This is a genomic window from Streptomyces sp. NPDC056987 (assembly GCF_042673865.1).
In the GTDB taxonomy this organism is placed as follows: Bacteria; Actinomycetota; Actinomycetes; order Streptomycetales; family Streptomycetaceae; genus Streptomyces.
This window is the reverse complement of record NZ_JBHURV010000008.1, coordinates 89,718-114,814: the sequence shown is the minus strand read 5'-3', so window position 1 is coordinate 114,814 and position 25,097 is coordinate 89,718. Positions and strand designations below refer to the sequence as shown.

Genomic DNA, 25,097 nt, shown 5'->3' with positions numbered 1-25,097 from the left:
CCCCCGCCTGGCCCACAATGGACCGGGTGACCGACCGCGCCCCCGCCTCCCCTTCTCTCGCGCCGCTGCTCTCCGCCGAGGGCCAGGCCCTCCTCGCCGAGCTGCGCGACCACGACCCGGCCGGCGAACTCGCCCTCGCGACCCGGCTGCGCCGCGACCACCCGGCCGAACTGGTCTCCGCGGCGCTGGCCCAGGCGCGGCTGCGCCAGCGCGCGGTGGCGAAGTTCGGCGCGACGGACGCGTACCGCATGTACTTCACGCCGAACGGCGTCGAACAGGCCACGCGCGGCTCCGTCGCCGCCTACCGGGCGGCCAGGTTCCGCACCCTCGCGGCGCCGACGGGCGGGGACGCGCCCCGGGTCACCGACCTCTGCTGCGGCATCGGCGGCGACGCGATCGAACTGGCGCGGGCGGGCTTCGCCGTCTCCGCCGTCGATCTCGACCCGCTGACCTGCGAGATGGCCCGTACGAACGTACGCACCCTGGCCCCCGGCGCCCCGCCCGCGACGGTGACGCGCGCGGACGTCCTGGAGTACGACCTGACCGGGGCCGGCGCCCTCTTCATCGACCCGGCGCGGCGCGGCGGCCGGGGCAGGATCTTCGATCCGGAGGCGTACTCGCCGCCGCTGTCCTGGGCGGTGGAGGCGGTACGGCAAGTGGGCGCGGGCGCCATCAAGATCGCACCGGGCATTCCGCACGAGCTGGTCCCGGACGACTTCGAGGCGGAGTGGATCTCGGACGGCGGCGACGTCAAGGAGGCGGTGCTCTGGTACGCCGGGCAGCGAACACCGCAACCTCCCACCCCTTCCGCACCCGTCGCCCCCGTCACACCTGGCCTCCGCCGCGCCACCCTCCTCTCCCCCCGCACGACCACCAACTCCCCCACCGCCCCCCTCACCCTCGCGGGACGCGGCCTTCCCGACCCGCCCGTCCGCCCGGTCGGCCGCTTCCTGTACGAGCCGGACGGCGCCGTCATCCGGGCCCATCTCGTCGCGGAGGTCGCCGAGGAGCTGAACGGGGGGCTGATCGACGAGACGATCGCGTACGTCACCACCGACGAGCCGCGCCCCACCCCGTACGCCACCGCCTACGAGATCACCGACGAACTCCCCTTCAACCTCAAGAAGCTGAAGGCCCTGCTGCGCGCCCGCGAGGTGGGCGTCCTGACCGTGAAGAAGCGCGGCTCGGCGGTGGAACCGGAGGAGCTGCGCCGCCGCCTCAAGCTCAAGGGCCCGCACACGGCCACGGTCTTCCTGACCCGCGTGGCAGGCGCCCCGACCATGCTCCTGGGCCACCCGGCCACGCCATGAACGGCGGATCAGGCCGGTCAGCCGAGGTCCGTCAGTTCGTCCGCGTAGATCTGGGAGAGCGGCTGCGGGCCGACGTACTGCTGGCAGTTGCACTGCCTGAGCTCGTACCGCAGTGGCTTCTTGTTCTCGTCCCACTCCGTCGGGGTCTCGACGTCCTCGTGGCACTTGCCCTGCCGGTCGTGCTTCGCCAGGTGGTGTGAGCAGCCGCAGACCGGCTCCGGAAGCTTCTGGGCCTCTTCCAGAGCCTGACGCTCGGCCTGGCGCTCGCCCTCCGCCAGCTTGAAGCGTTCGATTTTTCGTTCATGCCGGGTCTTGAGGGCGGTCCGGCCCGTGTCGGCCACCCAGCCGAACCCGCCCACGATGAAGAAGACGAAAATCCACCAAAGCCAGTCCATCGGCCGCCCCTTACACCTGAATGGCGTATGCGTTCCCTCTTCAGGATAGGACGGCGCCGGTAGGAACAGCCTCAGCGATGCGCGCCTCCGCCCCGGCGGACCGGGACGGTATGGCGCAACTGCGCTGACCAGCGCCGCTGCGAGAACGACTGGGCGAGGCCGAGAACCCCGGTGAGCAGGACCGTGGCCCCGAGCCCGACCAGGTACGTCGTGCTGCTCACCTTCGCCGTCCGCGACGAGGCCTCGGCCAGAGCGGCTCCGACCAGGCCCACCCCCGCCAGGCAGAGCGCCACCGAGGGCAGCAGCCACAGCACCGACCTCCGGTGCGCCAGGGACTGCGCCTCGCTCACGGGCGCCGGGTCGAGGGCCGCCCACGCCTCCAGGCGCCGCCGTACGACATGGCCCCGGTGCAGCCAGAAGCCGAGGGCGATCGCCGCGGGCACCAACAGGACCGCCGCGAGGATCAGCGCCACGACCCCGCTCACCGGGTCGAAGCCGACCTCCCCGAAGCTCTGGACGGCCAGCCCGACGCACGCCCAGCCGAGCACCGCGACCGCTCCCAGCAGCCACAGCAGCACCAGCCGTACGATCCCCAGGCCACGCCTGCTCAGCTCCACCAGCGCCGTGGACCGGTCGGCGAGGCGCGCCGCGTCATCGGGCCAGGAGCCCAGTTCCTCGGGCGGCGGGGGCGGCGGCAGGGACCGGCGGTTGATCATGCGGCAGAGGGTAGCGGGGCGACGGGGAGCGGTCCCGTCCGGGCGTGCGCGCACCGTCTCGGCGGGCCGCCTCGGCGCACCGTCCCAGCGGGCCGTCTCGACATGCGCCGCCTCAGCGGGCCACCCCCGGTGCGACCAGCCGCACCGCCCACCGGTAGTGCCCCACCGCCCGCGTCACGCCGATCAGTCCGGCGATCCACAAGATGGTGCCCACGCCCATCGCGTACGCCACCTCCGCGTACGTGTCCTCGCCCCGCTCCGCCATGGCCGGTACGACGAACGCGATGCAGAGCCCGGCGGCGCCGGCCACGAACGACGTCAGCAGCCAGCTCAGGCTGCGCCCCGCCATCCGCAGCCCGCTGTCGGCCTCCGGGTCGCTGTCCAGCGCCGCCCACCGCGTCATCAGCCCGCGCACCGCACGCTCCTCGCGGACCGACAGCCCGAGGAAGACCACGGCCGTGACCAGCACGCCCAGCCCGATCGCGAGGAACGGCACGGCGAACATAACGCCGAGTGGATCCGCCCCGTTGCCGAGCGAGACCAGCACCTGGCCGACCAGAAACCACCCGAACTGCACCCCCAGCACCAGCAGCCAGAAGCGCACCAACTCGACCGGCCCGAGGCTGCGACCGCCGAGATACGAGAGCACCCCGGCCCGGTCCGCGAGCAGAGCCGCGCGGTCGGGCCAGGAGCGCAGATGCTCAGGGGGCGGGGGTGGCGGCAGCGGCGTACGACGTGACATGCACACGAGGTTATCGACTGCCGACAGGGTCGAGCGGCGCACGCAGAGCCGTGCACAGCCGGTTCACGTGGTCTGGACGCGCTCGGGGGTCAGGGTCTCCCCGGGTACGGTGGCCGGGGCGCCGCGGTCCGTGCTCGAATCCCGACCCCCGACGCTCAAGCGTCGAAGCGGCCCCCGGCTCGGACCGCGTCCACGAAGGTCTGCCAGGCGGCGGGGGCGAAGACTGCCGTACCCACGGCGCGGTCCTTGGTGTCACGGACCGCCTGACGACCGCCGGGCAACCGGCCGCGCTCGACGCAGCCGTTGTTGCTGCCGCTGTATGTGCTCTTGTGCCAGAGCGCGCCGTCGAACTCGCCGGAGACCTCGGAGATCACTGTCCACTGCCCTAGAGGAGATCACGGATGTACTTCTGCGAGGCGGACGGCGAAAGGGCCGCGGCGGTGAACTCGTCCCACACCTGCGCGTATACCTGGACGTCGGTCCGCTGCTCCAACAACGTACCCCCGGTGACATGCTCCAACCATGTGACGTCGATGGAGGGTTCACCGCGCAGGGAGAAGAGCGTGAACGGCGTGTACTGCTCGGCCGGGATCGCCGCGTCGAGGGGCAGGATCTGGATGTTGACGTTGCTCCGCCTGCCCATCTCCAGCAGGTGCTCCAACTGCCCCCGGACCACCTCACCGGACTTGCTGATGCGGTGCAGGACGGACGCCTCGATGATCGTGCGCAGGCTGAAGTCCAGGTGGGAGCCGAGGAGTTCCTGTCGTTTGGTCCGGGTTTCCACCAAGGGCGCGATCTTCTCCGCGGGGTACCGGGCCGCGAAGATCTCGCGCATGTACGCCCCGGTCTGGAGCAGCCCCGGGATCACCGCGGGGTCGTACTCGCGCACCAACTCCGAGTCTGCCTCCAGGGTCAGGTAGTCCCGAAGCTCGTCATGGAGCAAGGGGCCCTCACTGCTCCACCAGTCCACCTTGTGGATCTCCTTGGCGAGCCGCTTGATGCTCGCCACATACGCCGCGTCGTCGATTCCGTAGAACTCCAGCAGCACCGTCAGATCGAGCGGCCTTATCCCGCGCTTTCCGTTCTCGATCTGCGAGATCTTCGGCTGCCCGCACTGGAGTTTGTCGGCGATGTCCTGGACTTTGTATGCCCGTTCGACGCGGAGTCGCTTCAACTCATTGCCGAGCCGCTTGCTGCGCATCGTGGGCATGTCGCTGTGAGCCATGACCACATCGTGGCGCGCCGCTTCTCCGCATAGAGATGTCTTCGGGGCGGATTCACTCGTCAGTATGAAGCAGCATCGGAATATCTTGCCCTGTAAATGGTTCGCCCCACACCATCATGCCGAAACGCGGCACCGCTCCTCGTGGTGACTCGCTGTCGATCGATCGCGCGGCCTCAAGGCGGCGCGGGAGGAGCCATGGTGAACGTGGCCGGCATCGAACGGGAACTGAGAATCGACTTCGTCGTGCGCCCGGACGGACTGGGACGTATCCGTCGCGAACTGGTAGAAACGTTGGTGACATGGGGCTGCGAAGCGGTCTCGGACGTAGCGGTTCTGGTCGTGACGGAGCCGCTGACGAACGTTCACAAACACGCCGGTGGCCGATGCGGCCTCCTCGTCACACCGACCGAGGCCCATCTGTCCGTCACCGTCAGTGATTTCACTACGGCCGTTCCAGCGAAGCGAGCCCGTTCCTCCACGGCGGAGGACGGCAGAGGGCTGATCCTGATCGAGGAGCTGACCGAGCACTGGGAAACCGTACTCACCGCGTCCGGAAAGGTCCGGGTCCGGGCCCAGGTCTGAGAGCGCAAGGAGTTGAGCTGACCGTGGCTGTCGAAGAGAGCGCCATCATCAAGGAGTTGAACCACTACCTGCTTGGCCACCCTGACGAGACGTCGGCGACGATGCCCCTGTTCGACGCGTTGCTCGACCACTCCCGTCAGGGCCTGTGCCTGCACCACGGGAGCTGCCCGGTGGTCAGGGCGGGCGCCATCCTGATGGACGAGCAGGGGCGGGCGCTCGCCCTGCGGTACGGGGACGCCTGGGGGTTCGCCGAGGGCGCGCCCGACCCCTCGGACCAGTCGCTCAGCCGGACCGCGACGCGCGTGCTGGAGGAGTTCGCGGGCGTCCAGAACGTCTGGACGGCGCCCGGCGAGGAGGGCCCGATCCTGGTCGACACCTCGCCCGCCGCCCCCGAGGACGGGCGCCGCATCCGGTACGGCTTCCGCTATCTCTTCCGGGCGCACTCGCGCGTCCTCGTCCCCGCGATGGCCGCGCTGGGCCGGGCGCGCTGGACCTCGGTGGACGAGATCGGGCCGCCGCTGCTCCGCAGACGGCTGCAGGACCGGCTGGCGGTGTCGCGGTGAGCCCGAGCGCGCAGCAGATCGCGTACGTGCTGGCCGTTCTGGCGCTGGGCGGTTCGCTGACGCTGGCCATCTGGCGGAGCTGACGGGGCCGGCGTAGCTGACCGGGCTGACCGGGCTACCGGGCTGACCTCGACGGCCGGGCTGACAGACGCTGTCGGTCTCACGCTACGACGGTCCCGGTGCCCCGAGTTCGGCCTCGCGGCGCCGGAGCAGTTCGCGTTCGCGTGCGTTGCGGGTGAGCCCGGCCGCCCGCTCGAACTCGGCCCGCGCCTGTTCCGTACGCCCCAGCCTGGCCAGCAGGTCGCCCCGGACGCTGGGGAGCAGGTGGTACGCCTTCAGCGCCGGGTCGTCGGCGAGGGCGTCCACCAGCGCGAGTCCGGCTGCCGGACCCTCGGCCAGGGAGACGGCGACGGCACGGTTGAGTTCGACCACCGGGGAGGGCGTGAGCGCGGCGAGCCTGCCGTACAGGACGGCGATCGCGGGCCAGTCCGTCTCCTCGTACGTCACCGCGCGGGCGTGGCAGGCCGCGATGGCCGCCTGGAGGGCGTAGGGCCCCGGCGCCGCGCCCGCGCGCGCGGCGAGGGAGCCCGCGTGGGTGAGGGCGGCGAAGCCGCGGTGGACGAGGAGCTGGTTCCAGCGGGCCCTGTCCTGGTCGGCGAGCAGGACGGGCTCACCGTCGGGTCCCGTACGGGCGGGTGTCCGGGACGCCTGGAGTTCCAGCAGGGCGGCGAGCGCGTGCACTTCGGGTTCGCCGGGCATCAGGCCGGCGAGCACGCGGGCGAGGCGCAGGGCGTCCTCGCAGAGCCCGGGGCGCAGCCAGTCGTCCCCCGCGGTGGCCGAGTAACCCTCGTTGAAGACCAGGTAGATGACCTCCAGGACGGAGGAGAGCCGCGCCGCGCGCTCCGCACCGTACGGCACCTCGAACGGCACGCCCGCCGCGGCGAGGCTGCGCTTGGCGCGCACGATGCGCTGGGCGACGGTCGCCTCGGGGGCGAGGAAGGCGCGGGCGATCTCGTCGGTGGTGAGTCCGCCGAGGAGGCGCAGGGTGAGGGCGATGCGGGCCGCGGTGGAGAGAACGGGGTGGCAGGCGGTGAAGATGAGGCGGAGGAGGTCGTCGTCGATCTCCTCCCCGATGCCTCCCCCGATGCCTGCCCCGCCGTCCCCACCGCCGGTGCCGCTCCCACCCACGGCGCCGGTGCCGGTGCCGAGCACCGCCGTGTCGGGGGTCTCGGGCCCGGGAGCGTCCGCCAGGGCCCGGCCGACCTCGGCGAGCTTGCGGGCGTACGTCTCCCGGCGGCGTACGAGGTCGATGGCGCGGTGCCTGGCCGTGGCCATGAGCCAGGCTCCCGGCCGGTCCGGGACGCCCGACTCCGGCCACCGCTCCAGCGCCGCGACGAGTGCGTCCTGCGCGATCTCCTCGGCGATGCCGATGTCGCGCACGATACGGGCGGCCGCCGCGATGATCCTCGGGGACTCGATCCTGAAGACCGCCTCCAGCGCACGTTCCGCGCGGTCCGCACCGTCCGCGCGGTCCACCCCGGCCGCGCCATGCGGTCCGTCCGGCTCGTCTGCCCTCACGGGCACCCATCAGAGCACACGCACCGGCGCGGGGCACGGCGAGCCGGTCGGGCCCGTCCGGACCTCGGGCCCGCCCTACTCGGCGATCTGCCGGACCTCGCAGGTCACGTCGTACTCATCCTCATGCACCTCGACGAAGCGCCGCGCCCACTCGACGGCCTCGGCCCGGTCCTTCGCCTGCATGAGCGCGTACCCGCCGATGACCTCCTTGGCCTCGGTGAACGGCCCGTCGGTGACGGTGAGTTTCCCGCCCTTCTCGTGCCGGACCCGCACCCCCTCGGAGGTCGGCGTCAGCCCGGCGGTGTCGAGCATGACGCCGGCCTTGGTGATCTCCTCCAGCAGCGCTCCCATGCGCTGCTGCAACTCGGGGCTCGGGCCGCCGGCCGGTGCGGTGGCCTCGTCGATACGTACCAGGGACAGAAAGCGCGGCATGGTGACTCCTCAGGTGTGGGGGCGGGCTGTTTCCCGCCTCTCACCCTTACGTCGAACGGGAGACGCCCGGATCGACACACGCCGGGAAATTCTTTCGAAGATCTTCCGACCGGGGCCCGGTGCGCCTTCGGGCAGTGCGCCGGGCCCTCCCGGACGGCGATCGTGCCCCTGTGCCGCTGCTCATCGTGCCCGGCCGCCTCTAGGGTCGGGGGAGTGAGCCTATGGACTTCCCTCGAACCTGCCTCAACGACCATGGACGCGGGTGCGACCAGATCCGTGACGTTGCGGCTCCGCAACACCGGTGACGTCGTCGACGAGTACCGTTTCGTCCCGGTCGGTGACCTCGCGCCGTACTCCGTCGTCGAGCCCCCCACTCTGCGCCTCTATCCCGGTACCACCGGCACCGTCACCGTCACCTTCGCGCCGCCGCGCACCCCCGACTCCACCGCGGGACCGCACCCGTACGGTGTGCAGGTCGTGCCCACGGAGCATCCGGAGGCCACGACGGTCGCCGAGGGCAACATCACCATCGCCCCCTTCTCGGAGCTGCGCGCCGAGCTCGTGCCGCCGACCGTCAAGGGCCGGTTCCGGGGCCGGCCCAAGCTGGCCGTCGACAACCTCGGCAACGTGAAACTCACCGGGTCCATCAGCGGCAGCGACAACGGCGATCAGCTCAGTTACGAGATCTTCCCCGGCAGCATCCAGATCGAGCCGGGGCGCGCCGCGTTCGTGAAGGCGACGCTCAAGCCGCGCCAGATCACCTGGGCCGGGCAGAAGCAGGAGCGGCCGTACACCCTCGACATCCGCAGGTCGGGCGCGGAGCCGACGCCGGTGGAGGGGACGTACGTACAGCGCAGCGTCATGCCGTACTGGCTGATGACGGTGATGAGCCTGCTGCTGGTGCTCACCGTCACCGGGTTGATCCTCTGGTTCAACTTCAGGCCCAATGTACGGAGCCTGGCCAAGGAGAAGATCGAGTCGGTCGCCGCCGAGTCGATCAAGCCCACCGAGTCCGCGCCGCCGAAGCTGCCCGATCCGCCCGCCGCCGAGGTGACCCCGGAGCAGCCGAAGCCCGATGACGGCGACGGCGACAGTGGCGGTGGCGGTGGCTCGGGCGGCGACAAGCCCCCTGCGAAGAAGGACCCGGCGTCGCGTACCCGCGTCCAGGTCAGGGATGTGCGGACCGACAAGTGCGCCGACATCCTCGGCCGCGAGAAGGGGGCCCCGAACGGGGCGGTCCTGCACTCGTACTGCAATCCCCCGGACGAGGACAACCAACTCTGGAATCTTGAGGTCCGCTACAAGAACAAGGCACCCAACGGCACCAGCGTCTTCCAGATCCGGAACGTCACGGACGAGCTGTGCATGGACCTGGGCGGCTACGAGGGCGTGGAACCCCTGACCCCGGTCGCGGAGTTCCCCTGTGACGGCACCACCAGCGACAACCAGCTCTGGTGGCTCGACCTCCAGGACAACGGCAACGACACCCTGTCGCACTACTTCATACGCAACCTCGCGAGCGACAACATGTGCCTGAAGCTGAGCCGCGCCGACCCCAACGTCGACGACTACGGCCCGGACGCGCCGCTCGTGGTCAAGAAGTGCACCGACGGCGAGGACGGGGCCTGGAAGTTCGTCACGGAGAAGCGGGCCAAGGAGCTGTCGCAGCAGGGCGGCTGAGCCGTCCATAAGGCCTTGCGGGCGGAGGCCGTTACGGACGGGGTGCGGCCGCGTCCGTACGGCTGGGGCCGTGCAGTTCACCGAGCGCCGTCCGCAGCGCGTCGGAAGTGAGGGGCTCGCCCGGCAACGGGCGGGCCCCTTCCGCGCGCAGCCCGTCGAGGAAGACCGCGAGCAGCCGCCGCCAGGATCCGGACGCGGCCGTCTCGGCGGCCGGTACGGCCCGGCCGAGCGCCGCCAGCGCGAACAGCACGTCCTCCACCGACACGTCGTCGCGTACGGTGCCCTCCTCACGGCACCGCGCCAGCAGGGCGCCGATCGTCGCGGCGTTGTGGACGTGCAGCGCCTCCAGCGTGGGCACGCCCGGCATGGCGGTCGTCATCAGGTCCGTGACGCCCCGGTCCATGGCCAGCCCCGTGAAGGTCCGCTCCAGATAGGCCACCAGCCCCGCCCACGGGTCCGCCGCCTTCCGGGCGCGCTCCCCGGCCTCGATGGTCGCCGCGAGCCCGTCGCCGAAGACGGCCTCGATCAGCGCGGCCCGGTCGGGGAAGCGGCGGTAGAGCGTGGCGTTGCCGACCTCGGCCCTGCGGGCGATCACGTCGAGCGGGGCCTCGACGCCCTGCTCCGCGTAGACCGCGCGGGCGGCGGCGATCACCCGTTCCCGGTTGCGCTGCGCGTCCTGTCTCACGGCCGTACCGTACCGTGGCGCCGGCAAGTGTGGAGTGCTCCCCGTTTTCCGGTTTCCCTGTTATCGTCGGAAACAATAAATGGGGAGCACTCCCCATTTCACCCGCACCCTCGGACGGATCCGGGAGACCACCATGCCCACCGACTCCACCTCCACCGGCCCTGCCTCTGCTGGTTCCACCGGCGACGGGGTACGTGCCGGGGACGCCGGCGCCGAAGACCTCGCCCTGGGCGACTGGCCCGGCTTCACCGCCGACCCGTACCCGCGCTACGCGCGGCTCCGCGCGGAGGGCGCCGTCCACCCCGTGAGCCTCCCCCTCGGCGCGCCGCAGTGGCTCGTCACCGACGGTGCCACGTCCCGCGCCGCCCTCACCGACACCGAGCGGCTGCGCAACGACATCCGCCACTCCTCCTCCTGGAAGAGCGACGGCGGCCACGCCGTCGGCCGCAACATGCTCCAGGTCGACCCGCCCGACCACACCCGGCTGCGCCGCCTGGTCGCCAGGGAGTTCACGCAGCGCCGGGTGCAGGCGCTGCGCCCACGCGTGCAGGAGATCGCCGACGGGCTGCTCGACGCCGTGGCGGCGGACGGCCGCGCCGATCTCGTCGACGCGTACGGCTTCCCGCTGCCGATCACGGTCATCTGCGAGCTGCTGGGCGTCCCGGCCGCCGACCGGGAGCCGTTCCGTGCCTGGTCGGCGCAGATCGTCGCGGTGACCGACCCGGAGGCCGGGCAGCGGGCCAACCGGGAGATGACGGAGTACTTCCTCGGCCTCATCGAGGAGAAGCGCGCCCGCCCGGCCGGGGCCGCGGAGAGCGATCTGCTGCACGCGGTGATCCACTCCACCGACGGGGAGGACGGCGAGGGGGACGGGGCGCGGCTCGACACGGAGGAACTGCTCGGCATGGCCTTCGTGCTGCTGGTCGCCGGGCACGAGACCACCGCGCACCTGATCTCCAGCGCCGTCCACCACCTGCTGCGCCACCCCGGCCAGCTCGCCGCGCTGCGCGCCGACTGGACGCTGCTGGACGGCGCGATCGAGGAGACGCTGCGGTACGAGCCGCCCGTACAGGCCACGTCGTACCGTCACACCGCCGAGCCCGTCACCCTCGGCGGGACCCGGATCGCCGCGGGCGAGCCCGTCATGTTCTCGATCGCGGCGGCCAACCGGGACCCCGAGCGGTTCCCCGACCCGGACCGCTTCGACATCCGCCGCGACCCGGCCGTCACCCGGGGCCATCTCTCCTTCGGCCACGGCATCCACCACTGCCTGGGCGCCCCGCTGGCCCGCCTGGAGGGCGCCGTCGCGCTGCGTACGCTGCTGGAACGCTTCCCGGACCTCGCCCTGGACGAGACGGGCGCCGCAGGCGAAGGAGCTGGTGCCGGAGCCGGTGCCGGTGCGCCCGAGTGGCGTCCCGGCCTGCTGCGCGGGCTGAACCGGCTGCCGGTGCGCTGGTAGCCCGCGGTGAAGGGCGCGCGGCGCGGTCCGGACGGGGGTCAGACCGCGTCGAGCGCCTCGAACCGCCAGCGGTGGACCGGCCGGGCGATCATGTCCGGCGCCGGGTCCGGCAGTTCGGGGACCTCGGCGTCGTAGGAACCCTCCCACCAGGTGATGACGAGGACCCGGTCCCCGGCCTCCCCCGGGGCGCGGAAGAGCTCACGGCGCAGCGGCGCGGGCGCCAGCTCGTACGCCCCGGCCCACGCCAGCAGCTCCGCGCCCCGGCCGGGCGCGGCCTTGGCCTCCCACATCAGCGCGACCGTCATGGGTGTCGTGCGAGCCTCACTCATGAGTACAGGTTGTCCTTCGCGAGTTCATGAACGTGATCGTGATCGTGCGCGTGATCCTGCGCGTGGGTGTGGCCGTGCCCGTGGCCGTCGTCCGGGGCGCCCGGCACATGCGGTTCGGTCACCGGCAGCGACGAGTCCGCCGACAGCTCCCAGTCCGACGCCGGCCGGCCGCGCGCCACCATCTCCGCGCCCAGCGCCGCCACCATCGCCCCGTTGTCCGTGCAGAGCCCCGGGCGCGGCACCCGCAGCCGGATCCCGGCCCGCTCGCACCGCTCCTGCGCGAGCGCGCGCAGCCGGGAGTTGGCCGCGACGCCGCCGCCGATCATCAGATGGTCGACGCCCTCGTCCTTGCAGGCGCGGACGGCCTTGCGCGTCAGTACGTCGACGACCGCCTCCTGGAAGGAGGCCGCCACGTCCCGTACGGGCACCTCCTCGCCCGCGGCCCGCTTCGCCTCGATCCAGCGCGCCACGGACGTCTTCAGCCCGGAGAAGGAGAAGTCGTACGCGGCGTCGCGCGGCCCGGTCAGCCCGCGCGGGAACGCTATGGCGGCCGGATCGCCCTCCCGCGCCAGCCGGTCGATCACCGGGCCGCCGGGGAAGCCGAGGTGCAGCACGCGCGCGATCTTGTCGAACGCCTCGCCCGCCGCGTCGTCGATCGTCGCGCCCATCGGCCGTACGTCACTGGTGATGTCGGGCGCGAGCAGCAGCGACGAGTGCCCGCCGCTGACCAGCAGCGCCATCGTCGGCTCGGGCAGCGGGCCGTGTTCGAGCTGGTCGACGCAGATGTGCGAGGCCAGGTGGTTGACGCCGTAGAGCGGCTTGCCGAGGGCGTACGCGTACGCCTTGGCCGCCGAGACGCCCACCAGCAGCGCCCCGGCGAGCCCCGGCCCCGCCGTCACGGAGATCCCGTCGAGGTCGCGCGCGGTGACCCCGGCGTCCTTCAGCGCGCGCTCGATCGTCGGGACCATCGCCTCCAGATGCGCGCGCGAGGCGACCTCCGGCACGACGCCGCCGAAGCGGGCGTGCTCGTCGACGCTGGAGGCGATGGCGTCGGCGAGCAGCGTCGTACCGCGCACGATGCCGACACCGGTCTCGTCGCAGGAGGTCTCGATGCCGAGGACGAGCGGTTCGTCAGCCATGGTTCTCAGTTCCCTGCGTCTCTGTTCCGTCAGTTTCCTCGGCGGCCCCGGCGGCCCGAGCGGTCCGGTCGTCCTGGGCGCGGAAGCGCATGACGAGCGCGTCGACGTTGCCCGGCTGGTAGTAGCCGCGCCGGAAGCCGATGGGCTCGAAGCCGAACCGTTCGTAGAGCCTCTGCGCCCGCGTGTTGTCGACCCGTACCTCCAGCAGCACCTCGTCGCACTCGAAGGCGGTCGCGTGCTGGAGCAGGGTGGTGAGGAGGCGGGAGCCGAGGCCGGTGCCCCACTGGTCGCGGGCGGCGGCGATGGTCTGTACGTCGCCGAGGCCACCGGCGGCGGCGAGCCCCGCGTACCCCACGATCCGCCCGGCGCCCGCCGCGTCCGTCCCGCCCGCCGTCTCGGCGACGACGTAGCGGCGCGTCGCCGCCGGGCCGCGCGCGTGCGCCAGCTCCGACCAGAACATCCCGGGTGACCAGGCGTCCTCGGGGAACAGCTCATGTTCGAGGGCGAGCACCGGCTCGATGTCCCACCAGCGCATCTCCCGCAGGACCACGGAAGCGGAATCCGATGAGGCGGTCACTTCGGGGTGACCACCTTGTAGTTCTTGGGCACCTGCGCGTCGGGCCGCCGCAGATAGAGCGGCAGCGGCGCCAGGAACTCCCCGCCCGCGGCCAGCCGCTCGGCGGCCAGCGCGGCCAGCGCCTCGGCCGACTGGTGCTCGGGGGCCCGCGCGTCCGGGAAGACCTCCGGATAGAGCAGCGCCCCCGCGCCCACCACGGGCAGCCCCGCGAGCTCGTCCCCGAACCGGTCCGCGAGATCGCCGGGGCGGTCCACCGCGGGCTCGGTCAGCCGCGTACGGGAGTCGGCGTACCGCGCCCAGTAGACCTCCTTGCGGCGGGCGTCCGTGGCCACCACGAACGGCTCCGTCAGGCCGGACGCGTACGCCAGCCCGTCCAGGGTGCAGAGCCCGCGCACCGGGACGCCGAGCACGGAGCCGAAGGTCGACGCCGTCACCAGGCCGACCCGGAGCCCGGTGTACGGTCCTGGCCCGACCCCGACGATCACATCCGTCACGGCGTCGAGTTTCCGTCCGGCGCGGGCGAGGACCCGGTCGACGGCGGGCAGCAGCAGCTCCCCGTGGCGGCGCGCGTCGACCAGACGCTCGGCGGCCAGGACGGAGGAACCGTCGTGGAGAGCGACTGTGACGGCGGGCGTGGCGGTATCAACGGCGAGCAGAAGCACGCAAACAGCCTACGGCTCCCGGCGCCGGGGCACGGCGCCCCGCCCCGTCATCCCGCGGCTGCTAACGTCACCACGGAGTCATACGTACGAGAGGTGGATCAAGGTGTCCAGGAGCAGCTCGGGAATCGTGGCCGGGCTCACCGCAGCGGCTGTCGCCGTGGTCGGTTTCCTCGCCTTCCAGGCATCGGCGAACGTCCCCGACACTCTCGGGAAGCCCACAAAAGCGGCCCCCAGCTCCTTGCCCGCCGCCTCCGGCGGCGCCCCCGCGCAGAAGCCGAAGGACCCGACGGCCCTGCCGGCCGACTCGGGCTCGGGGATGCGGGTCGTCTACGCGCTGGCCGACCGGCGGGTGTGGCTGGTGGACGAGAAGGGCCGCTCGACGCGGACGTTCACAGTCATGCCGAGCACGGTCAACCCGACGCCCGGCTCGTACACCGTGACCTCGCGCTCCGGCTCCGTGACCGGCTCGGACGGCGTACGGATCGAGCACGTGGTGCGCTTCACGACCGTCGACAACGTGGCGATCGGCTTCAGCGCGGCGGTGGACGGCACGCTCACCAGCCCCGACCCGACGCTGAAGACGGGCGGGGTCAGGATGCGGGTGGCGGACGGGAACGCGATGTGGACCTTCGCGACGGTCGGCTCGAAGGTGGAAGTAATCCCGTAGTTCCCGGCTTCCGGTCCGTTCGCCTTATGCGGCGTCGCGCTCGTGCGCGGCGCCGCACTGCTGTCCGGCCTGTTGTCCGCCCTGGTCGCCGCTCTCTCTCCGCAGTTCCAGCGCCGTGTCCTGCTCCGCGTCGGGCCCGGGCGCGCGCGGGGGCGTCGAGACGGCCGCCGCCGCGGCACAGGACGCGAGCAGGTCGTGCATGGGGACGGACGACGGCGACGGCGACCGCGCCGGATACGAAGAGGGCCGCGGACGGATGTCACGCTCGGGCGCCGGCATGGGTGCCTCCTGGGGCTCCGGGGGCAGGCATGGTTAGGTAGACCTAACCAAGTCTCCCTACCATGTGACCACGCACGGCAGGGCACGCGCAACATTTTGCCGACGTCTTGTCGGAACGTACGGAACGACTGACCGAATCGCCGACCTGACCGGTGCCCGGTCGGTGGGCGGGGTGCGGGGCGGCGGTACGCCGGGGCTGCGGGCGCTACGAGGCCGGCGCGGCCAGCGGGGCCAGATCCGTGTCCGCCCACCGGGCGCCGAGGCCGGTCAGGGTGACGGTGCGGCGGTCGTCCCGGTCCGTCGCCGCGGGGTCCGTCCCGCCCTCCGGCGCGGCGGCGGTGCCGCCCACGACCCGGTGGATGACGACATGCAGCCGGTCGTCCGACAGCTCCTCGACCTTGCCGTCGCCCCACTCCACGACCACCACGGAGTCCGGCAGCGAGACGTCGAGGTCGAGATCCTCCATCTCGTCGAGACCGCCGCCGAGCCGGTACGCGTCGACGTGGACCAGCGCGGGTCCGCCGGTCAGCGAGGGGTGGACGCGGGCGATCACGAACGTCGGGGAGGTGACGGCGCCCCGGACCCCCAGGCCCGCGCCGAGGCCGCGCGTCAGGGTCGTCTTGCCGGCGCCCAGCTCACCGGTGAGCATCACCAGGTCGCCGGGGCGGAGCAGCGCGGCGAGGCGCAGGCCCAGCTCTGTCATCCGTTCGGGCGAGTCGACGGTGACGACCGTGCGGGTCACGGCCGTACGGGTGACGTCGGTACGGGAGGCGTCGGTACGGGCGGCGTCAGACGCCGGGCTGTGCGGTGCTTCCATGCGTACCAACGTTAGACGGTGCGGGCACCGCCCCGATCCGTATCAGCAGGTCGGCCAGCCGGTCCGTGACGGCCTCCGGGTGCTCCAGCATCACCAGGTGCCCGGCGTCCGGGACGAGCACCAGCTCCGCGTCCGGCAGCAGATCGCCGATGGCCTCGCTGTGCGTGCTGGGGGTCACCAGGTCCTTCTCCCCGGCCAGTACGAGCGCCGGGATCTCCAGGAAGGCGGGCAGCGCGGTCGCCTTGTCGTGCTCGGTGAAGGCCGGGTAGAACTCGGCGACGACATCGATCGGGGTGGACTCGATGAGCCGTTCCGCGAACCGCGCGACGCCCGGGTCCACGTCCTTCGAGCTGAAGGAGTACCGCTTGATCAGCCCGGCGGAGATCTCCGCCGTGGCCCGCCGCCCGCGCTCGACCAGCTCCGCCTGCGAGCCGAGCGCCCGCAGCACGCCGGGGAGCACGCTGCGTACGGCGTTGACGCCCAGGGTCGGCAGCCCGTAGGTGACCTCGGCGAGCTTCCCGCTCGACGTGCCGACGAACGCGACACCGACGACCCGGTCCCGTATCAGCTCGGGGTACTGGTCGGCCAGCGCCATCATCGTCATGCCGCCCATGGAGTGGCCGACCAGCACCACGGGGCCGTCGGGCGCGGCGGCCTCGATGACGGCCTTCAGGTCGCGGCCGAGCTGGTCCATCGTGACCGGTACGGCGTCGGGGCCGCGCTGCGCCGTGCCCCGGGCGGAGCGGCCGTGGCTGCGCTGGTCCCAGTGGACGGTACGGACGAGGCCGCGCAGCGCGGCTCGCTGGTAGTGCCAGGCGTCCTGGTTGAGGCAGAAGCCGTGGCTGAAGACGACGGTGACGGGCGCGGGCGCCTTCCGGCCGAAGAGCCGCCGCCGGCGCGGGGCGACCGACGCGCCGGTGCCCTTCGCCCCGGCCTCCGCCACCGCCTCCGGGGTGATGTCGTCGACCTCGTAGTACAGCTCCGTGCCGTCGTCCGCGAGGGCACGGCCCGGGGTGCCGCGCAGGGTCCCGTACGGTCCCGACGCGTCCAGCGCGAGCCGGGCCTTCCTGCGTATGCCGCGTCCGACGGTCATCCTCTCGATCGCCACACCGGCGGCGGCCCCGGCGGCGATCACGCCTATGGCGGCGCCGGCGAAACCCGCCTTGCGCCAGTTGCCGCTCTCCGTCACGGTGCGTCCCCCGTCGTAGGCGCCGTCGGTCCCGTCGGTCCCGTCGGTCCCGTCGGTCCCGTCGGCTCATTCACTCCTGCCGGCTCATTCACATAGACGCGGGGCACGCGGGATCCGATGCGCGTGACGATCTCGTACGCGATGGTCCCCGCGGCCTGCGCCCAGTCCTCGGCGGTCGGCTCGCCCCGGTCGCCGGGGCCGAAGAGGACGGCGGTCGCGCCCGGCTCCGGCGTGTCGCCGCCGAGGTCGACGACGAACTGGTCCATCGCGATCCGCCCGGCCACCCGCCGCCGCACCCCGCCGACCAGCACGGGGCCGCGCCCGGAGGCGTGCCGGGGGATGCCGTCCGCGTAACCGAGCGGGATCAGGCCGAGGGTGGTCTCGCCCGGGGTGACGTAGTGGTGGCCGTAACTGACCCCGTGCCCCGGCGGCACCTGCTTGACCAGCGCCACGGAGGCGGAGAGCGTCATCACGGGGCGCAGGCCGAACTCCTCGGGGGTGCCCAGCTCCGGGCTGGGCGAGATGCCGTACATGGCGATGCCCGTCCGTACGAGGTCGAAGTGCGACTCGGGGAGGGTGAGCGTGGCCGGTGAGTTGGCGATGTGCCGTACCTCGGGCTCGACGCCCGCCTTCTCTGCGTACGTCACCACCTCGTCGAAGACCTCCAACTGGGCGGCGATCGACGGGTGTCCCGGCTCGTCGGCGCAGGCGAAGTGCGACCAGAGCCCGGTGACCCGCACCTCCCCGGCGGCCTGTGCGGCGAGCGCGGCACCGACGAGTTCCGGCCAGTCGGCGGGCTGACAGCCGTTGCGGCCGAGCCCGGTGTCGGCCTTGAGCTGGATCCGCGCGGGCCGCCCCGCCGCGCGCGCGGCGGCGGTCACCTCGCGCAGCGCCCACAGCCCGCTGACGGACATGTCGAGATCGGCCTCGATCCCCTCCCGCCAGGGATCCCCGGGCGTCCAGAGCCAGCACAGCACCCGCCCGCCGATCCCGGCGGCCCGCAGCGCGAGCGCCTCCTGCGGCGTGGCCGCCCCCAGCCAGGCGGCCCCGGCGGCGCGGGCGGCGCGGGCGACGGGCAGCATGCCGTGTCCGTACGCGTCGGACTTCACGACAGCCATCACCGCGACGTCGTCCCCGACCCGGGAACGCAACGCGCGCACATTGCCCCGCAGGGCGGCGAGATCGACTTCGGCCCGCGCCCGCGGGGTGGCCGAGGTCTGCATGATTCCGGTCATCGGGCCCAGTCTCTCAGTTCCCCGGCCGGCCCGTGTGATCACGGTACGGCGGACGCCCGCGCGGGCACCCGGCGTTCCGTCTCACCGGCTCGGACCGAGCCCCCCGTCAGCCCCCGTCCCCCACCACGTTGCGCCACGCCTCCCCCACGGCCGCCGCCACGTCGTCCGCCGCCACCGGTGCGCCGTGCGAGGCCAGGCGGGCCGCCAGGCCGTGGAGGTAGGCGGCGGCCGAGGCGGCGTCGCGGGCGGGGAGGCCGGTGGCGAGGAGGGAGCCCGCGAGGCCGGAGAGGACGTCGCCACTGCCCGCGGTGGCCAGCCAGGGGGTGCCCGTGGGGTTGACGCGGACCGGGGCCGACGGGTCCGGGGCGGCGACCAGGGTCGTCGAGCCCTTCAGCAGGGCCGTCACGCCGTACCGGGCGGCCAGTTCCCGGACGGCCGCGAGCCGGCCCGCCTCGACCTCGGCGCGGGGGACGGAGAGCAGCGCCGCCGCCTCGCCCGCGTGCGGGGTGAGCAGCGTGCCGGCCGTACGGGGGCGTACCGCCTCCGGGGTGACATGGCGCAGGCCGTCCGCGTCGACCAGGACCGGGACGTCCGAGGCCAGGACCTCCGCCACCGCCGAGCGGGCCCACGAGCCCTCGCCGAGCCCGGGGCCCACCACCCACGCCTGGACGCGGCCGGCCTCCGCGGGCGGGCCCTCGTGCACCAGCGTCTCCGGGAAGCGGGCGAGGACCGCCTCGCTGCCGGGGCCCACGTACCGTACGGCGCCCGCGCCGCCGCGCAGCGCGCCGGAGACGGCGAGGACCGCCGCGCCCGGGTAGCGCGCCGAACCGGCGACGACGCCGACGACGCCGCGGCGGTACTTGTCGCTCTCCGCGGTCGGCGCGGGCAGCAGCCGCGCCACGTCCGCGTGCTGCAACGCCTCCAGGTCCGGGACGGAGGGCAGGTGCGGGGCGAGGCCGATGTCCACCAGCCGCAGCGCGCCCGCGTGTTCACGCGCCGGGTCGATGAGCAGGCCCGGCTTGTACGCGCCGAAGGTGACCGTCGCGTCCGCGCGCACCGCCCGCTCCGCCGACTCGACCTCGCCGCTGTCCGCCTCGACCCCGCTCGGCAGGTCGACGGCGACGACGATCACGGCATCCGCTCGTTGCTTGTCATGGACCGCCCTCACCACCGGCACCGCGTCGGGCCGCAGCCCGCCGTGGCCGCCGATGCCGGTGATGCCGTCCACCACCAGGTCGGCGGCGGCCAGCACCTCATAGGGGTCGTCCGCGACGCGGCCGCCCGCGCCGAGCAGCGCCTTCAGCCCGCCCGTGTGCGCCCGGTCGGGGGCGAGGAGCACCGCCGCGACCCCCGCTCCCCTGCGGGCCAGCCGGGCGCCGGCGTACAGGGCGTCGCCGCCGTTGTCGCCGCTGCCGACGAGCAGGACGACCCGTGCCCCGTACACCCGTCCGAGCAGGTCCTTCAGCAGCCCGGCGCAGGCGGCGGCGAGACCGGCGGCGGCGCGCTGCATCAGCGCGCCCTCCGGCAGCCGCGCCATCAGCTCGCGCTCGGCGTTCCTCACGGTCTCCACGCTGTAGGCGGTACGCATCAGCCCTGCTCTCTCCTGCTCTCTCTCCTCAGCGGCTCTCCGGCTCCCGGCCGTTCCTCTCGCCTCAACCCTCCGCGATCACCACGGCCGACGCCACCCCCGCGTCGTGGCTGAGCGAGATGTGCCAGTTCCGTACACCCAGTTCGGCGGCGCGCGCGGCCACCGTGCCCGTCACGCGCAGCCGTGGCCGTCCGGTCTCCTCGACGTACACCTCGGCGTCCGTCCAGTGCAGCCCCCCGGGCGCGCCGAGCGCCTTGGCCAGGGCCTCCTTCGCGGCGAACCGCGCCGCCAAGGAGGCCGTACCGCGCCGCTCGCCGCCGGGGAGCAGCAACTCGCTCTCCAGGAAGAGCCGGTCGGCCAGCTGCGGGGTGCGCCGCAGCGACTCCCCGAACCGGTCGATCTCCGCGACGTCGATCCCCACCCCGATGATCACTGAACTCCCTCTCTCCGCTTCACTCCACCACGGCGGCTACTCCACCGTGACCGATTTCGCCAGATTCCTCGGCTGGTCCACCTCGTTGCCCCGGGCCGTCGCCAGCTCGCACGCGAACACCTGCAACGGCACCGTGGCGACCAGCGGCTGGAGCAGCGTAGGCGTCGCGGGGATCCGGATGAGATGGTCCGCGTACGGCACCACCGCCTCGTCCCCCTCCTCCGCGATCACGATCGTGCGCGCGCCCCGGGCCCGGATCTCCTGGATGTTCGAGACGATCTTGCCGTGCAGCACCGAGCGCCCGCGCGGCGACGGTACGACGACCACCACCGGCAGATCCTGTTCGACCAGGGCGATCGGGCCGTGCTTCAGCTCGCCGGCCGCGAACCCCTCCGCGTGCATGTACGCGAGTTCCTTGAGCTTGAGGGCGCCCTCCAGGGCCACCGGATACCCCACGTGCCGGCCCAGGAACAGCACCGTCCCCTTGTCCTTCAGAGTGCGCGCGAGGGCCCGTACGGGCTCCATCGTGGCCAGGACGCGCTCCACCTCGCCCGCGATCCGCCCCAGGTCGCGCACGACGTCGCGGATCTCGTCGCCCCACTTCGTGCCGCGCCGCTGGCCCAGGTAGAGCGCGACCAGGTAGCAGGCCACGAGCTGGGTCAGGAACGCCTTGGTGGAGGCGACGGCGACCTCCGGGCCCGCGTGCGTGTAGAGGACCGCGTCGGACTCCCGGGGGATGGTCGAGCCGTTCGTGTTGCAGATGGCCAGCACCTTCGCGCCCTGCTCGCGGGCGTGCCGCAGCGCCATCAGCGTGTCCATCGTCTCCCCGGACTGGGAGATCGCGACGACGAGCGTGCGCCGGTCCAGGATCGGGTCGCGGTAGCGGAACTCGCTGGCCAGCTCCACCTCGCAGGGCAGCCGCGTCCAGTGCTCGATGGCGTACTTGGCGATCAGCCCGGCGTGGAAGGCCGTACCGCACGCCACGATCACGACCTTGTCCGCCTCGCGCAGCACGGCCGCCGGGATGCGCACCTCGTCGAGGGTGAGCGCGCCCTCGGCGTCGATCCGGCCGAGGAGGGTGTCCGCGACGGCCTTCGGCTGCTCGGCGATCTCCTTGAGCATGAAGGAGGCGTAGCCGCCCTTCTCGGCGGCGGAGGCGTCCCAGTCCACGTGGTACGAGCGGACCACGGCCGGGGCGCCGTCGAAGTCGGTCACGGTCACGCCGTCGCGGCGCGCCTCCACGACCTGGTCCTGGCCCAGCTCGATCGCCGAGCGCGTATGGGCGATGAACGCGGCCACGTCGGAGGCGAGGAACGACTCGCCCTCCCCTACCCCCACCACCAGCGGCGAGTTGCGGCGCGCGCCGACGACGACATCGGGCGCGTCGGCGTGGACGGCGACGAGCGTGAAAGCGCCCTCCAGCCGGCGGCAGACCTGACGCATCGACTCGGCGAGGTCCCCGCAGGAGGAGAACGCCTCGGCGAGGAGGTGCGAGACGACCTCGGTGTCGGTGTCGGAGCCGAGGTCGTGACCGCGCCCGGCCAGCTCGGCGCGGAGCGCGGCGAAGTTCTCGATGATCCCGTTGTGGACGACGGCGACGCGGCCCGCGTTGTCGAGGTGGGGGTGGGCGTTGGCGTCGGTGGGGCCGCCGTGTGTGGCCCAGCGGGTATGGCCGATGCCGGTGACGCCGCCCGGCAGCGGGCGTTCCACCAGCACCTTCTCCAGGTTGACGAGCTTGCCCGCCTTCTTGGCGGCGGCGAGCCCGCTGTCGGCGAGGACGGCGACCCCCGCGGAGTCGTACCCCCGGTACTCCAGGCGCTTGAGTCCCGCGATGACCACGTCGAGCGCCGACTGTCCGCCCACGTAACCCACGATTCCGCACATACCGTTCCCTTCCTCGCTGTTCCCGGCTGTTCCGTCGCACTGTCCGGTTCTGTCTGGTTCCCCCTCTTTCCGGGCGGCATCGTCGCAGACCGCGCACCGGTGCGCGGGGACCTCGCGTACACGCCACGTGACCGACCCCACCCCCGGCGGACTCCCGCGCGTCTCCGCGCGCCCCGGACAATGGCCGGGTGATCACCACGCCGACGTCACCGCCACCACGGAGCCCCGCCCGCCGGGCCGACCACGGGCCGACCCCCTACGTCGACCTCAGCCGGGCCGAGTGGAGCGCGCTGCGCGACAGGACGCCGCTGCCGCTGACCGCCGAGGAGGTCGAACGGCTGCGCGGGCTCGGGGACGTCATCGACCTGGACGAGGTACGGGACGTCTACCTCCCGCTCTCCCGGCTGCTCAACCTGTACGTGCAGGCCACCGCCGGGCTGCGCGGCGCCCTCAACACCTTCCTCGGGGACGCGGGCAACGGGCACGGCGCGCAGCGCGGCACCCCGTTCGTGATAGGGGTCGCGGGGAGCGTGGCCGTGGGCAAGTCGACCGTGGCGCGGCTCCTCCAGGCGATGCTGGCCCGCTGGCCGGAGCACCCGCGGGTCGAACGCGTCACCACCGACGGCTTCCTGTACCCGATGAGGGAGTTGCAGGCGCGCGGGCTGATGTCGCGCAAGGGGTTCCCGGAGTCGTTCGACCGGCGGGCCCTCACCCGCTTCGTCGCGGACATCAAGGCGGGCAAGGACGAGGTCACCGCGCCCGTCTACTCGCACCTCATCTACGACATCGTCCCGGGCGAACTGCTCACCGTACGGCGCCCCGACATCCTCATCGTGGAGGGGCTGAACGTCCTCCAGCCCGCGCTGCCCGGCAAGGACGGCAGGACGCGGGTCGCGCTCGCCGACTACTTCGACTTCAGCGTGTACGTCGACGCGCGGCCCGAGGACATCGAGAGCTGGTACCTGAACCGGTTCCGCAAGCTCCGCGAGACGGCGTTCCAGGACCCGTCGTCGTACTTCAGGAAGTACACCCAGGTCTCCGAGGAGGAGGCCCTGGAGTACGCCCGTACGACGTGGCGGACCATCAACAAGCCCAACCTGCTGGAGAACGTGGCACCCACCCGGGGCCGCGCCACCCTGGTCCTGCGCAAGGACCAGGACCACAAGGTCCAGCGGCTCTCCCTGCGCAAGCTCTGACCGGACGGCTTCCCGCACCACCCGGGTCGCACGGCATGACACCCGGGTGGCATCACGTGGCACCATGTTGCGCCACTTGGTGCCATCCAAAGCCATTCCATGCCTCCCGCAGGGCACGAGTAAGCACTCCACCACTGCGATCCACCCCACCCGTCATGCGTTTCCGCAGGTGGAGCCGGGTGGCGCCATAATCGCCCACGAAAGGCGCCACTCAGGCTTGCGCGTGGCGCCATAGTGATGCCATGATGACGTCATGGATCTCACCCCGTATGTCGACACCCTCCGCCGCGAACTCGCGGTGGCCGCCGAGGCCGGCGGCGAAGACGCCCGCGAGCTGGCCGAGCGGCTCACCGCTCCTCTGGAGTCGGCAACCCGGCTGACCATGCTCAACGTGCTCTCCGCCGCGATGGACGAGATCACCCGCGAGCTGGCCCCCGGCTCGGTCGACGTACGGCTGCGCGGACTCGACCCCGACTTCGTGGTGACACCACCGCCCTCCGACAGTGGCACCACGGAAGCGGCCACCGCGCCCGTCGAACCGCTCAGGCCCTCCGCCCCGGCTCCGGCCGACGGCGACGAAGGGGGCACCGCCCGCGTCAATCTGCGTCTCCCGGCCCACCTCAAGGCGCGCGCCGAGGAGGCCGCGGGCCGGGAGGGCCTGTCGGTCAACGCGTGGCTGGTGCGGGCCGTGTCGGCCGCGGTCGACGGCGGCACGCGGCCTCGTACGACGGAGAAGACCCGCACCATCGGACAGAGCTTCACGGGCTGGGTGCGCTAGCCGGCGCACCCCTCACCCCTCACCCAGTCGCACGCATCACTTCATCCACATCACGTCCCCACCAGCGGGGACGCCCCGAAGACCCAAGAGGACGGGACAGCCATGCCTTCTTTCGACACTCCCCTGGCGATCTCCACCACCGCGCACGTGGAGGCCGGCTCCATCCAGTTCACCGCGGGCGACCGCGTCGACACCGTCGTCGAGGTGCGCCCCCGCGACCAGAAGAAGGACCAGGACGTGCGGACCGCCGAGCAGACCGAGGTGACGTACACGGGCGGCGTACTGACCGTCAGGACGCCCAAGCCCAATCTGCTCGGCCGCACCGGCACCGTCGACGTGACGGTCGAACTGCCCACGGGCTCGCGCATCGACGTGACCGGCGCCTGGGCCCAGGTGCTCGGCGAGGGCCGGCTCGGCGAGGTCCACGTGAAGACCTCGTCCGGCGACGTCCGCCTCGACACCACCGGCCCGCTGCGCCTGAAGGCGTCGCACGGCTCGATCATCGTGGACCGGGTCGAGGGCCCGGCCGAGATCACCACCAGCTCCGGCAGCCTGCGCGTCGGCCTCGTCGACGGCTCCGCCGTGCTGAAGAACTCGCACGGCACCACGACCGTCGGCGCCGCCACCGGCGAACTGCGGGTGAGCGGCGCCAACGGCGACATCGACATCGCGCGCGCCGAGGACTCGGTCACCGCCACCACCGCCCACGGCGCCCTGCGGGTGGGCGAAGTGGCCCGCGGCACCATCCAGCTGGAGACCTCCTTCGGCGCCATCGAGGTCGGCATCCGCCAGTCCACCGCCGCCTGGCTCGATGTCAGCTCGGGCTCCGGCCAGGTGCGCAACTCGCTCACCTCGTCCGAGATCCCGGAGCCGACCGAGGACACCGTCAAGGTCCGCGCCCGTACCCGGCACGGCAACATCGACATCCGCCGCGCCCGGGCCTGAGCACCGGCCCCG

At 72.7% G+C, this 25,097-nt stretch carries 28 protein-coding genes; 9 read left to right on the top strand and 19 right to left on the bottom strand.

What is annotated here, in order from left to right; genetic code table 11:
* Positions 1 to 17: 17 nt before the first annotated feature.
* Entirely contained in the window at positions 18 to 1,310 is a 1,293-nt protein-coding gene (locus ACFTZC_RS12175) for an SAM-dependent methyltransferase (protein WP_382888822.1), read from the top strand.
* A 17-nt stretch (positions 1,311 to 1,327) separates the two neighbouring features.
* Here ACFTZC_RS12175 and ACFTZC_RS12170 read toward each other — a convergent pair whose 3' ends face one another.
* The 5 genes from ACFTZC_RS12170 to ACFTZC_RS12150 all read right to left on the bottom strand — a co-directional run bounded on the left by ACFTZC_RS12170 (position 1,328) and on the right by ACFTZC_RS12150 (position 4,388).
* Entirely contained in the window at positions 1,328 to 1,705 is a 378-nt protein-coding gene (locus ACFTZC_RS12170) for a hypothetical protein (protein ID WP_382888705.1), read from the bottom strand.
* Between the two features lie 71 nt (positions 1,706 to 1,776).
* On the bottom strand, positions 1,777 to 2,421 hold the full coding sequence (locus ACFTZC_RS12165) for a hypothetical protein (RefSeq protein WP_382888704.1): 645 nt from the start codon (positions 2,419 to 2,421) through the stop codon (positions 1,777 to 1,779).
* A 112-nt stretch (positions 2,422 to 2,533) separates the two neighbouring features.
* Complete coding sequence (locus ACFTZC_RS12160) at positions 2,534 to 3,163, bottom strand: hypothetical protein (RefSeq protein WP_382888703.1); 630 nt, start codon at positions 3,161 to 3,163, stop codon at positions 2,534 to 2,536.
* Between the two features lie 155 nt (positions 3,164 to 3,318).
* The gene (locus ACFTZC_RS12155; protein ID WP_382888702.1) at positions 3,319 to 3,537 is read right to left on the bottom strand and encodes a DUF397 domain-containing protein; all 219 of its coding nucleotides are present in this window, start codon (positions 3,535 to 3,537) and stop codon (positions 3,319 to 3,321) included.
* An 11-nt stretch (positions 3,538 to 3,548) separates the two neighbouring features.
* Positions 3,549 to 4,388, bottom strand: coding sequence for a helix-turn-helix domain-containing protein (locus tag ACFTZC_RS12150; protein WP_382888701.1), 840 nt, complete (start codon positions 4,386 to 4,388; stop codon positions 3,549 to 3,551).
* Positions 4,389 to 4,592: 204 nt separating this feature from the next.
* Between ACFTZC_RS12150 and ACFTZC_RS12145 the strand changes: the two genes are divergently transcribed.
* Both ACFTZC_RS12145 and ACFTZC_RS12140 read left to right on the top strand, forming a co-directional pair.
* Positions 4,593 to 4,970: an ATP-binding protein gene (locus ACFTZC_RS12145; protein ID WP_382888700.1), complete on the top strand. Its 378-nt coding sequence runs from the start codon at positions 4,593 to 4,595 to the stop codon at positions 4,968 to 4,970.
* 23 nt (positions 4,971 to 4,993) lie between these two features.
* On the top strand, positions 4,994 to 5,533 hold the full coding sequence (locus tag ACFTZC_RS12140; protein WP_382888699.1) for an NUDIX domain-containing protein: 540 nt from the start codon (positions 4,994 to 4,996) through the stop codon (positions 5,531 to 5,533).
* A 165-nt stretch (positions 5,534 to 5,698) separates the two neighbouring features.
* On the opposite strand, the gene ACFTZC_RS12135 is transcribed toward ACFTZC_RS12140, so the two are convergent.
* Positions 5,699 to 7,069: an RNA polymerase sigma factor gene (locus tag ACFTZC_RS12135; RefSeq protein WP_382888821.1), complete on the bottom strand. Its 1,371-nt coding sequence runs from the start codon at positions 7,067 to 7,069 to the stop codon at positions 5,699 to 5,701.
* Between the two features lie 117 nt (positions 7,070 to 7,186).
* On the bottom strand, positions 7,187 to 7,543 hold the full coding sequence (locus ACFTZC_RS12130) for a YciI family protein (RefSeq protein ID WP_382888698.1): 357 nt from the start codon (positions 7,541 to 7,543) through the stop codon (positions 7,187 to 7,189).
* Between the two features lie 276 nt (positions 7,544 to 7,819).
* On the opposite strand from ACFTZC_RS12130, the gene ACFTZC_RS12125 reads away from it, so the two are divergent.
* Entirely contained in the window at positions 7,820 to 9,223 is a 1,404-nt protein-coding gene (locus ACFTZC_RS12125; protein WP_382888697.1) for an RICIN domain-containing protein, read from the top strand.
* A 31-nt stretch (positions 9,224 to 9,254) separates the two neighbouring features.
* Here the strand turns inward: ACFTZC_RS12125 and ACFTZC_RS12120 are convergent, their stop codons facing one another.
* On the bottom strand, positions 9,255 to 9,908 hold the full coding sequence (locus tag ACFTZC_RS12120) for a TetR/AcrR family transcriptional regulator (protein ID WP_382888695.1): 654 nt from the start codon (positions 9,906 to 9,908) through the stop codon (positions 9,255 to 9,257).
* Positions 9,909 to 10,041: 133 nt separating this feature from the next.
* On the opposite strand from ACFTZC_RS12120, the gene ACFTZC_RS12115 reads away from it, so the two are divergent.
* The gene (locus ACFTZC_RS12115; RefSeq protein WP_382888694.1) at positions 10,042 to 11,367 is read left to right on the top strand and encodes a cytochrome P450; all 1,326 of its coding nucleotides are present in this window, start codon (positions 10,042 to 10,044) and stop codon (positions 11,365 to 11,367) included.
* Between the two features lie 38 nt (positions 11,368 to 11,405).
* Here the strand turns inward: ACFTZC_RS12115 and ACFTZC_RS12110 are convergent, their stop codons facing one another.
* The 4 genes from ACFTZC_RS12110 to tsaB are packed head-to-tail and all read right to left on the bottom strand — an operon-like array spanning position 11,406 to position 14,074.
* Entirely contained in the window at positions 11,406 to 11,672 is a 267-nt protein-coding gene (locus tag ACFTZC_RS12110; RefSeq protein WP_382888820.1) for a hypothetical protein, read from the bottom strand.
* A 20-nt stretch (positions 11,673 to 11,692) separates the two neighbouring features.
* Entirely contained in the window at positions 11,693 to 12,835 is a 1,143-nt protein-coding gene (gene tsaD / locus ACFTZC_RS12105; RefSeq protein WP_382888693.1) for a tRNA (adenosine(37)-N6)-threonylcarbamoyltransferase complex transferase subunit TsaD, read from the bottom strand.
* Positions 12,828 to 13,370, bottom strand: a complete 543-nt coding sequence (gene rimI / locus ACFTZC_RS12100) for a ribosomal protein S18-alanine N-acetyltransferase (RefSeq protein ID WP_382888819.1) — start codon at positions 13,368 to 13,370, stop codon at positions 12,828 to 12,830. Before rimI ends, tsaD begins: the two co-directional genes overlap by 8 nt.
* Before the next feature lie 38 nt (positions 13,371 to 13,408).
* Positions 13,409 to 14,074: a tRNA (adenosine(37)-N6)-threonylcarbamoyltransferase complex dimerization subunit type 1 TsaB gene (tsaB, locus tag ACFTZC_RS12095; RefSeq protein WP_382888692.1), complete on the bottom strand. Its 666-nt coding sequence runs from the start codon at positions 14,072 to 14,074 to the stop codon at positions 13,409 to 13,411.
* A gap of 103 nt (positions 14,075 to 14,177) precedes the next feature.
* Between tsaB and ACFTZC_RS12090 the strand changes: the two genes are divergently transcribed.
* Positions 14,178 to 14,741, top strand: a complete 564-nt coding sequence (locus ACFTZC_RS12090) for a hypothetical protein (protein ID WP_382888691.1) — start codon at positions 14,178 to 14,180, stop codon at positions 14,739 to 14,741.
* A gap of 24 nt (positions 14,742 to 14,765) precedes the next feature.
* Here the strand turns inward: ACFTZC_RS12090 and ACFTZC_RS12085 are convergent, their stop codons facing one another.
* From ACFTZC_RS12085 to glmS, 7 genes are all read right to left on the bottom strand, one after another.
* Positions 14,766 to 15,020 carry a hypothetical protein gene (locus ACFTZC_RS12085; RefSeq protein ID WP_382888690.1) on the bottom strand — a complete coding sequence of 85 codons (255 nt, stop codon included), beginning with the start codon at positions 15,018 to 15,020 and terminating at the stop codon, positions 14,766 to 14,768.
* Between the two features lie 205 nt (positions 15,021 to 15,225).
* Positions 15,226 to 15,837: a tRNA (adenosine(37)-N6)-threonylcarbamoyltransferase complex ATPase subunit type 1 TsaE gene (gene tsaE, locus ACFTZC_RS12080; RefSeq protein WP_382888689.1), complete on the bottom strand. Its 612-nt coding sequence runs from the start codon at positions 15,835 to 15,837 to the stop codon at positions 15,226 to 15,228.
* Entirely contained in the window at positions 15,809 to 17,026 is a 1,218-nt protein-coding gene (locus tag ACFTZC_RS12075; protein WP_382888688.1) for an alpha/beta fold hydrolase, read from the bottom strand. The genes tsaE and ACFTZC_RS12075 overlap by 29 nt, the downstream gene beginning before the upstream one ends.
* Positions 17,023 to 18,249: an alanine racemase gene (gene alr / locus ACFTZC_RS12070; RefSeq protein ID WP_382888818.1), complete on the bottom strand. Its 1,227-nt coding sequence runs from the start codon at positions 18,247 to 18,249 to the stop codon at positions 17,023 to 17,025. Before alr ends, ACFTZC_RS12075 begins: the two co-directional genes overlap by 4 nt.
* Before the next feature lie 118 nt (positions 18,250 to 18,367).
* The gene (locus ACFTZC_RS12065) at positions 18,368 to 19,849 is read right to left on the bottom strand and encodes an NAD(P)H-hydrate dehydratase (protein ID WP_382888687.1); all 1,482 of its coding nucleotides are present in this window, start codon (positions 19,847 to 19,849) and stop codon (positions 18,368 to 18,370) included.
* A gap of 64 nt (positions 19,850 to 19,913) precedes the next feature.
* Entirely contained in the window at positions 19,914 to 20,282 is a 369-nt protein-coding gene (locus tag ACFTZC_RS12060; protein WP_382888686.1) for a holo-ACP synthase, read from the bottom strand.
* 36 nt (positions 20,283 to 20,318) lie between these two features.
* Complete coding sequence (gene glmS / locus ACFTZC_RS12055; protein ID WP_382888685.1) at positions 20,319 to 22,166, bottom strand: glutamine--fructose-6-phosphate transaminase (isomerizing); 1,848 nt, start codon at positions 22,164 to 22,166, stop codon at positions 20,319 to 20,321.
* A 191-nt stretch (positions 22,167 to 22,357) separates the two neighbouring features.
* Between glmS and coaA the strand changes: the two genes are divergently transcribed.
* From coaA to ACFTZC_RS12040, 3 genes are all read left to right on the top strand, one after another.
* A complete protein-coding gene (gene coaA / locus ACFTZC_RS12050; RefSeq protein ID WP_382888817.1) occupies positions 22,358 to 23,362 on the top strand; it encodes a type I pantothenate kinase in 1,005 nt (334 codons plus the stop codon).
* A 253-nt stretch (positions 23,363 to 23,615) separates the two neighbouring features.
* A complete protein-coding gene (locus tag ACFTZC_RS12045) occupies positions 23,616 to 24,140 on the top strand; it encodes a hypothetical protein (protein ID WP_382888684.1) in 525 nt (174 codons plus the stop codon).
* A gap of 102 nt (positions 24,141 to 24,242) precedes the next feature.
* Positions 24,243 to 25,085 carry a DUF4097 domain-containing protein gene (locus ACFTZC_RS12040; protein WP_382888683.1) on the top strand — a complete coding sequence of 281 codons (843 nt, stop codon included), beginning with the start codon at positions 24,243 to 24,245 and terminating at the stop codon, positions 25,083 to 25,085.
* The last annotated feature ends 12 nt before the right edge of the window (positions 25,086 to 25,097 follow it).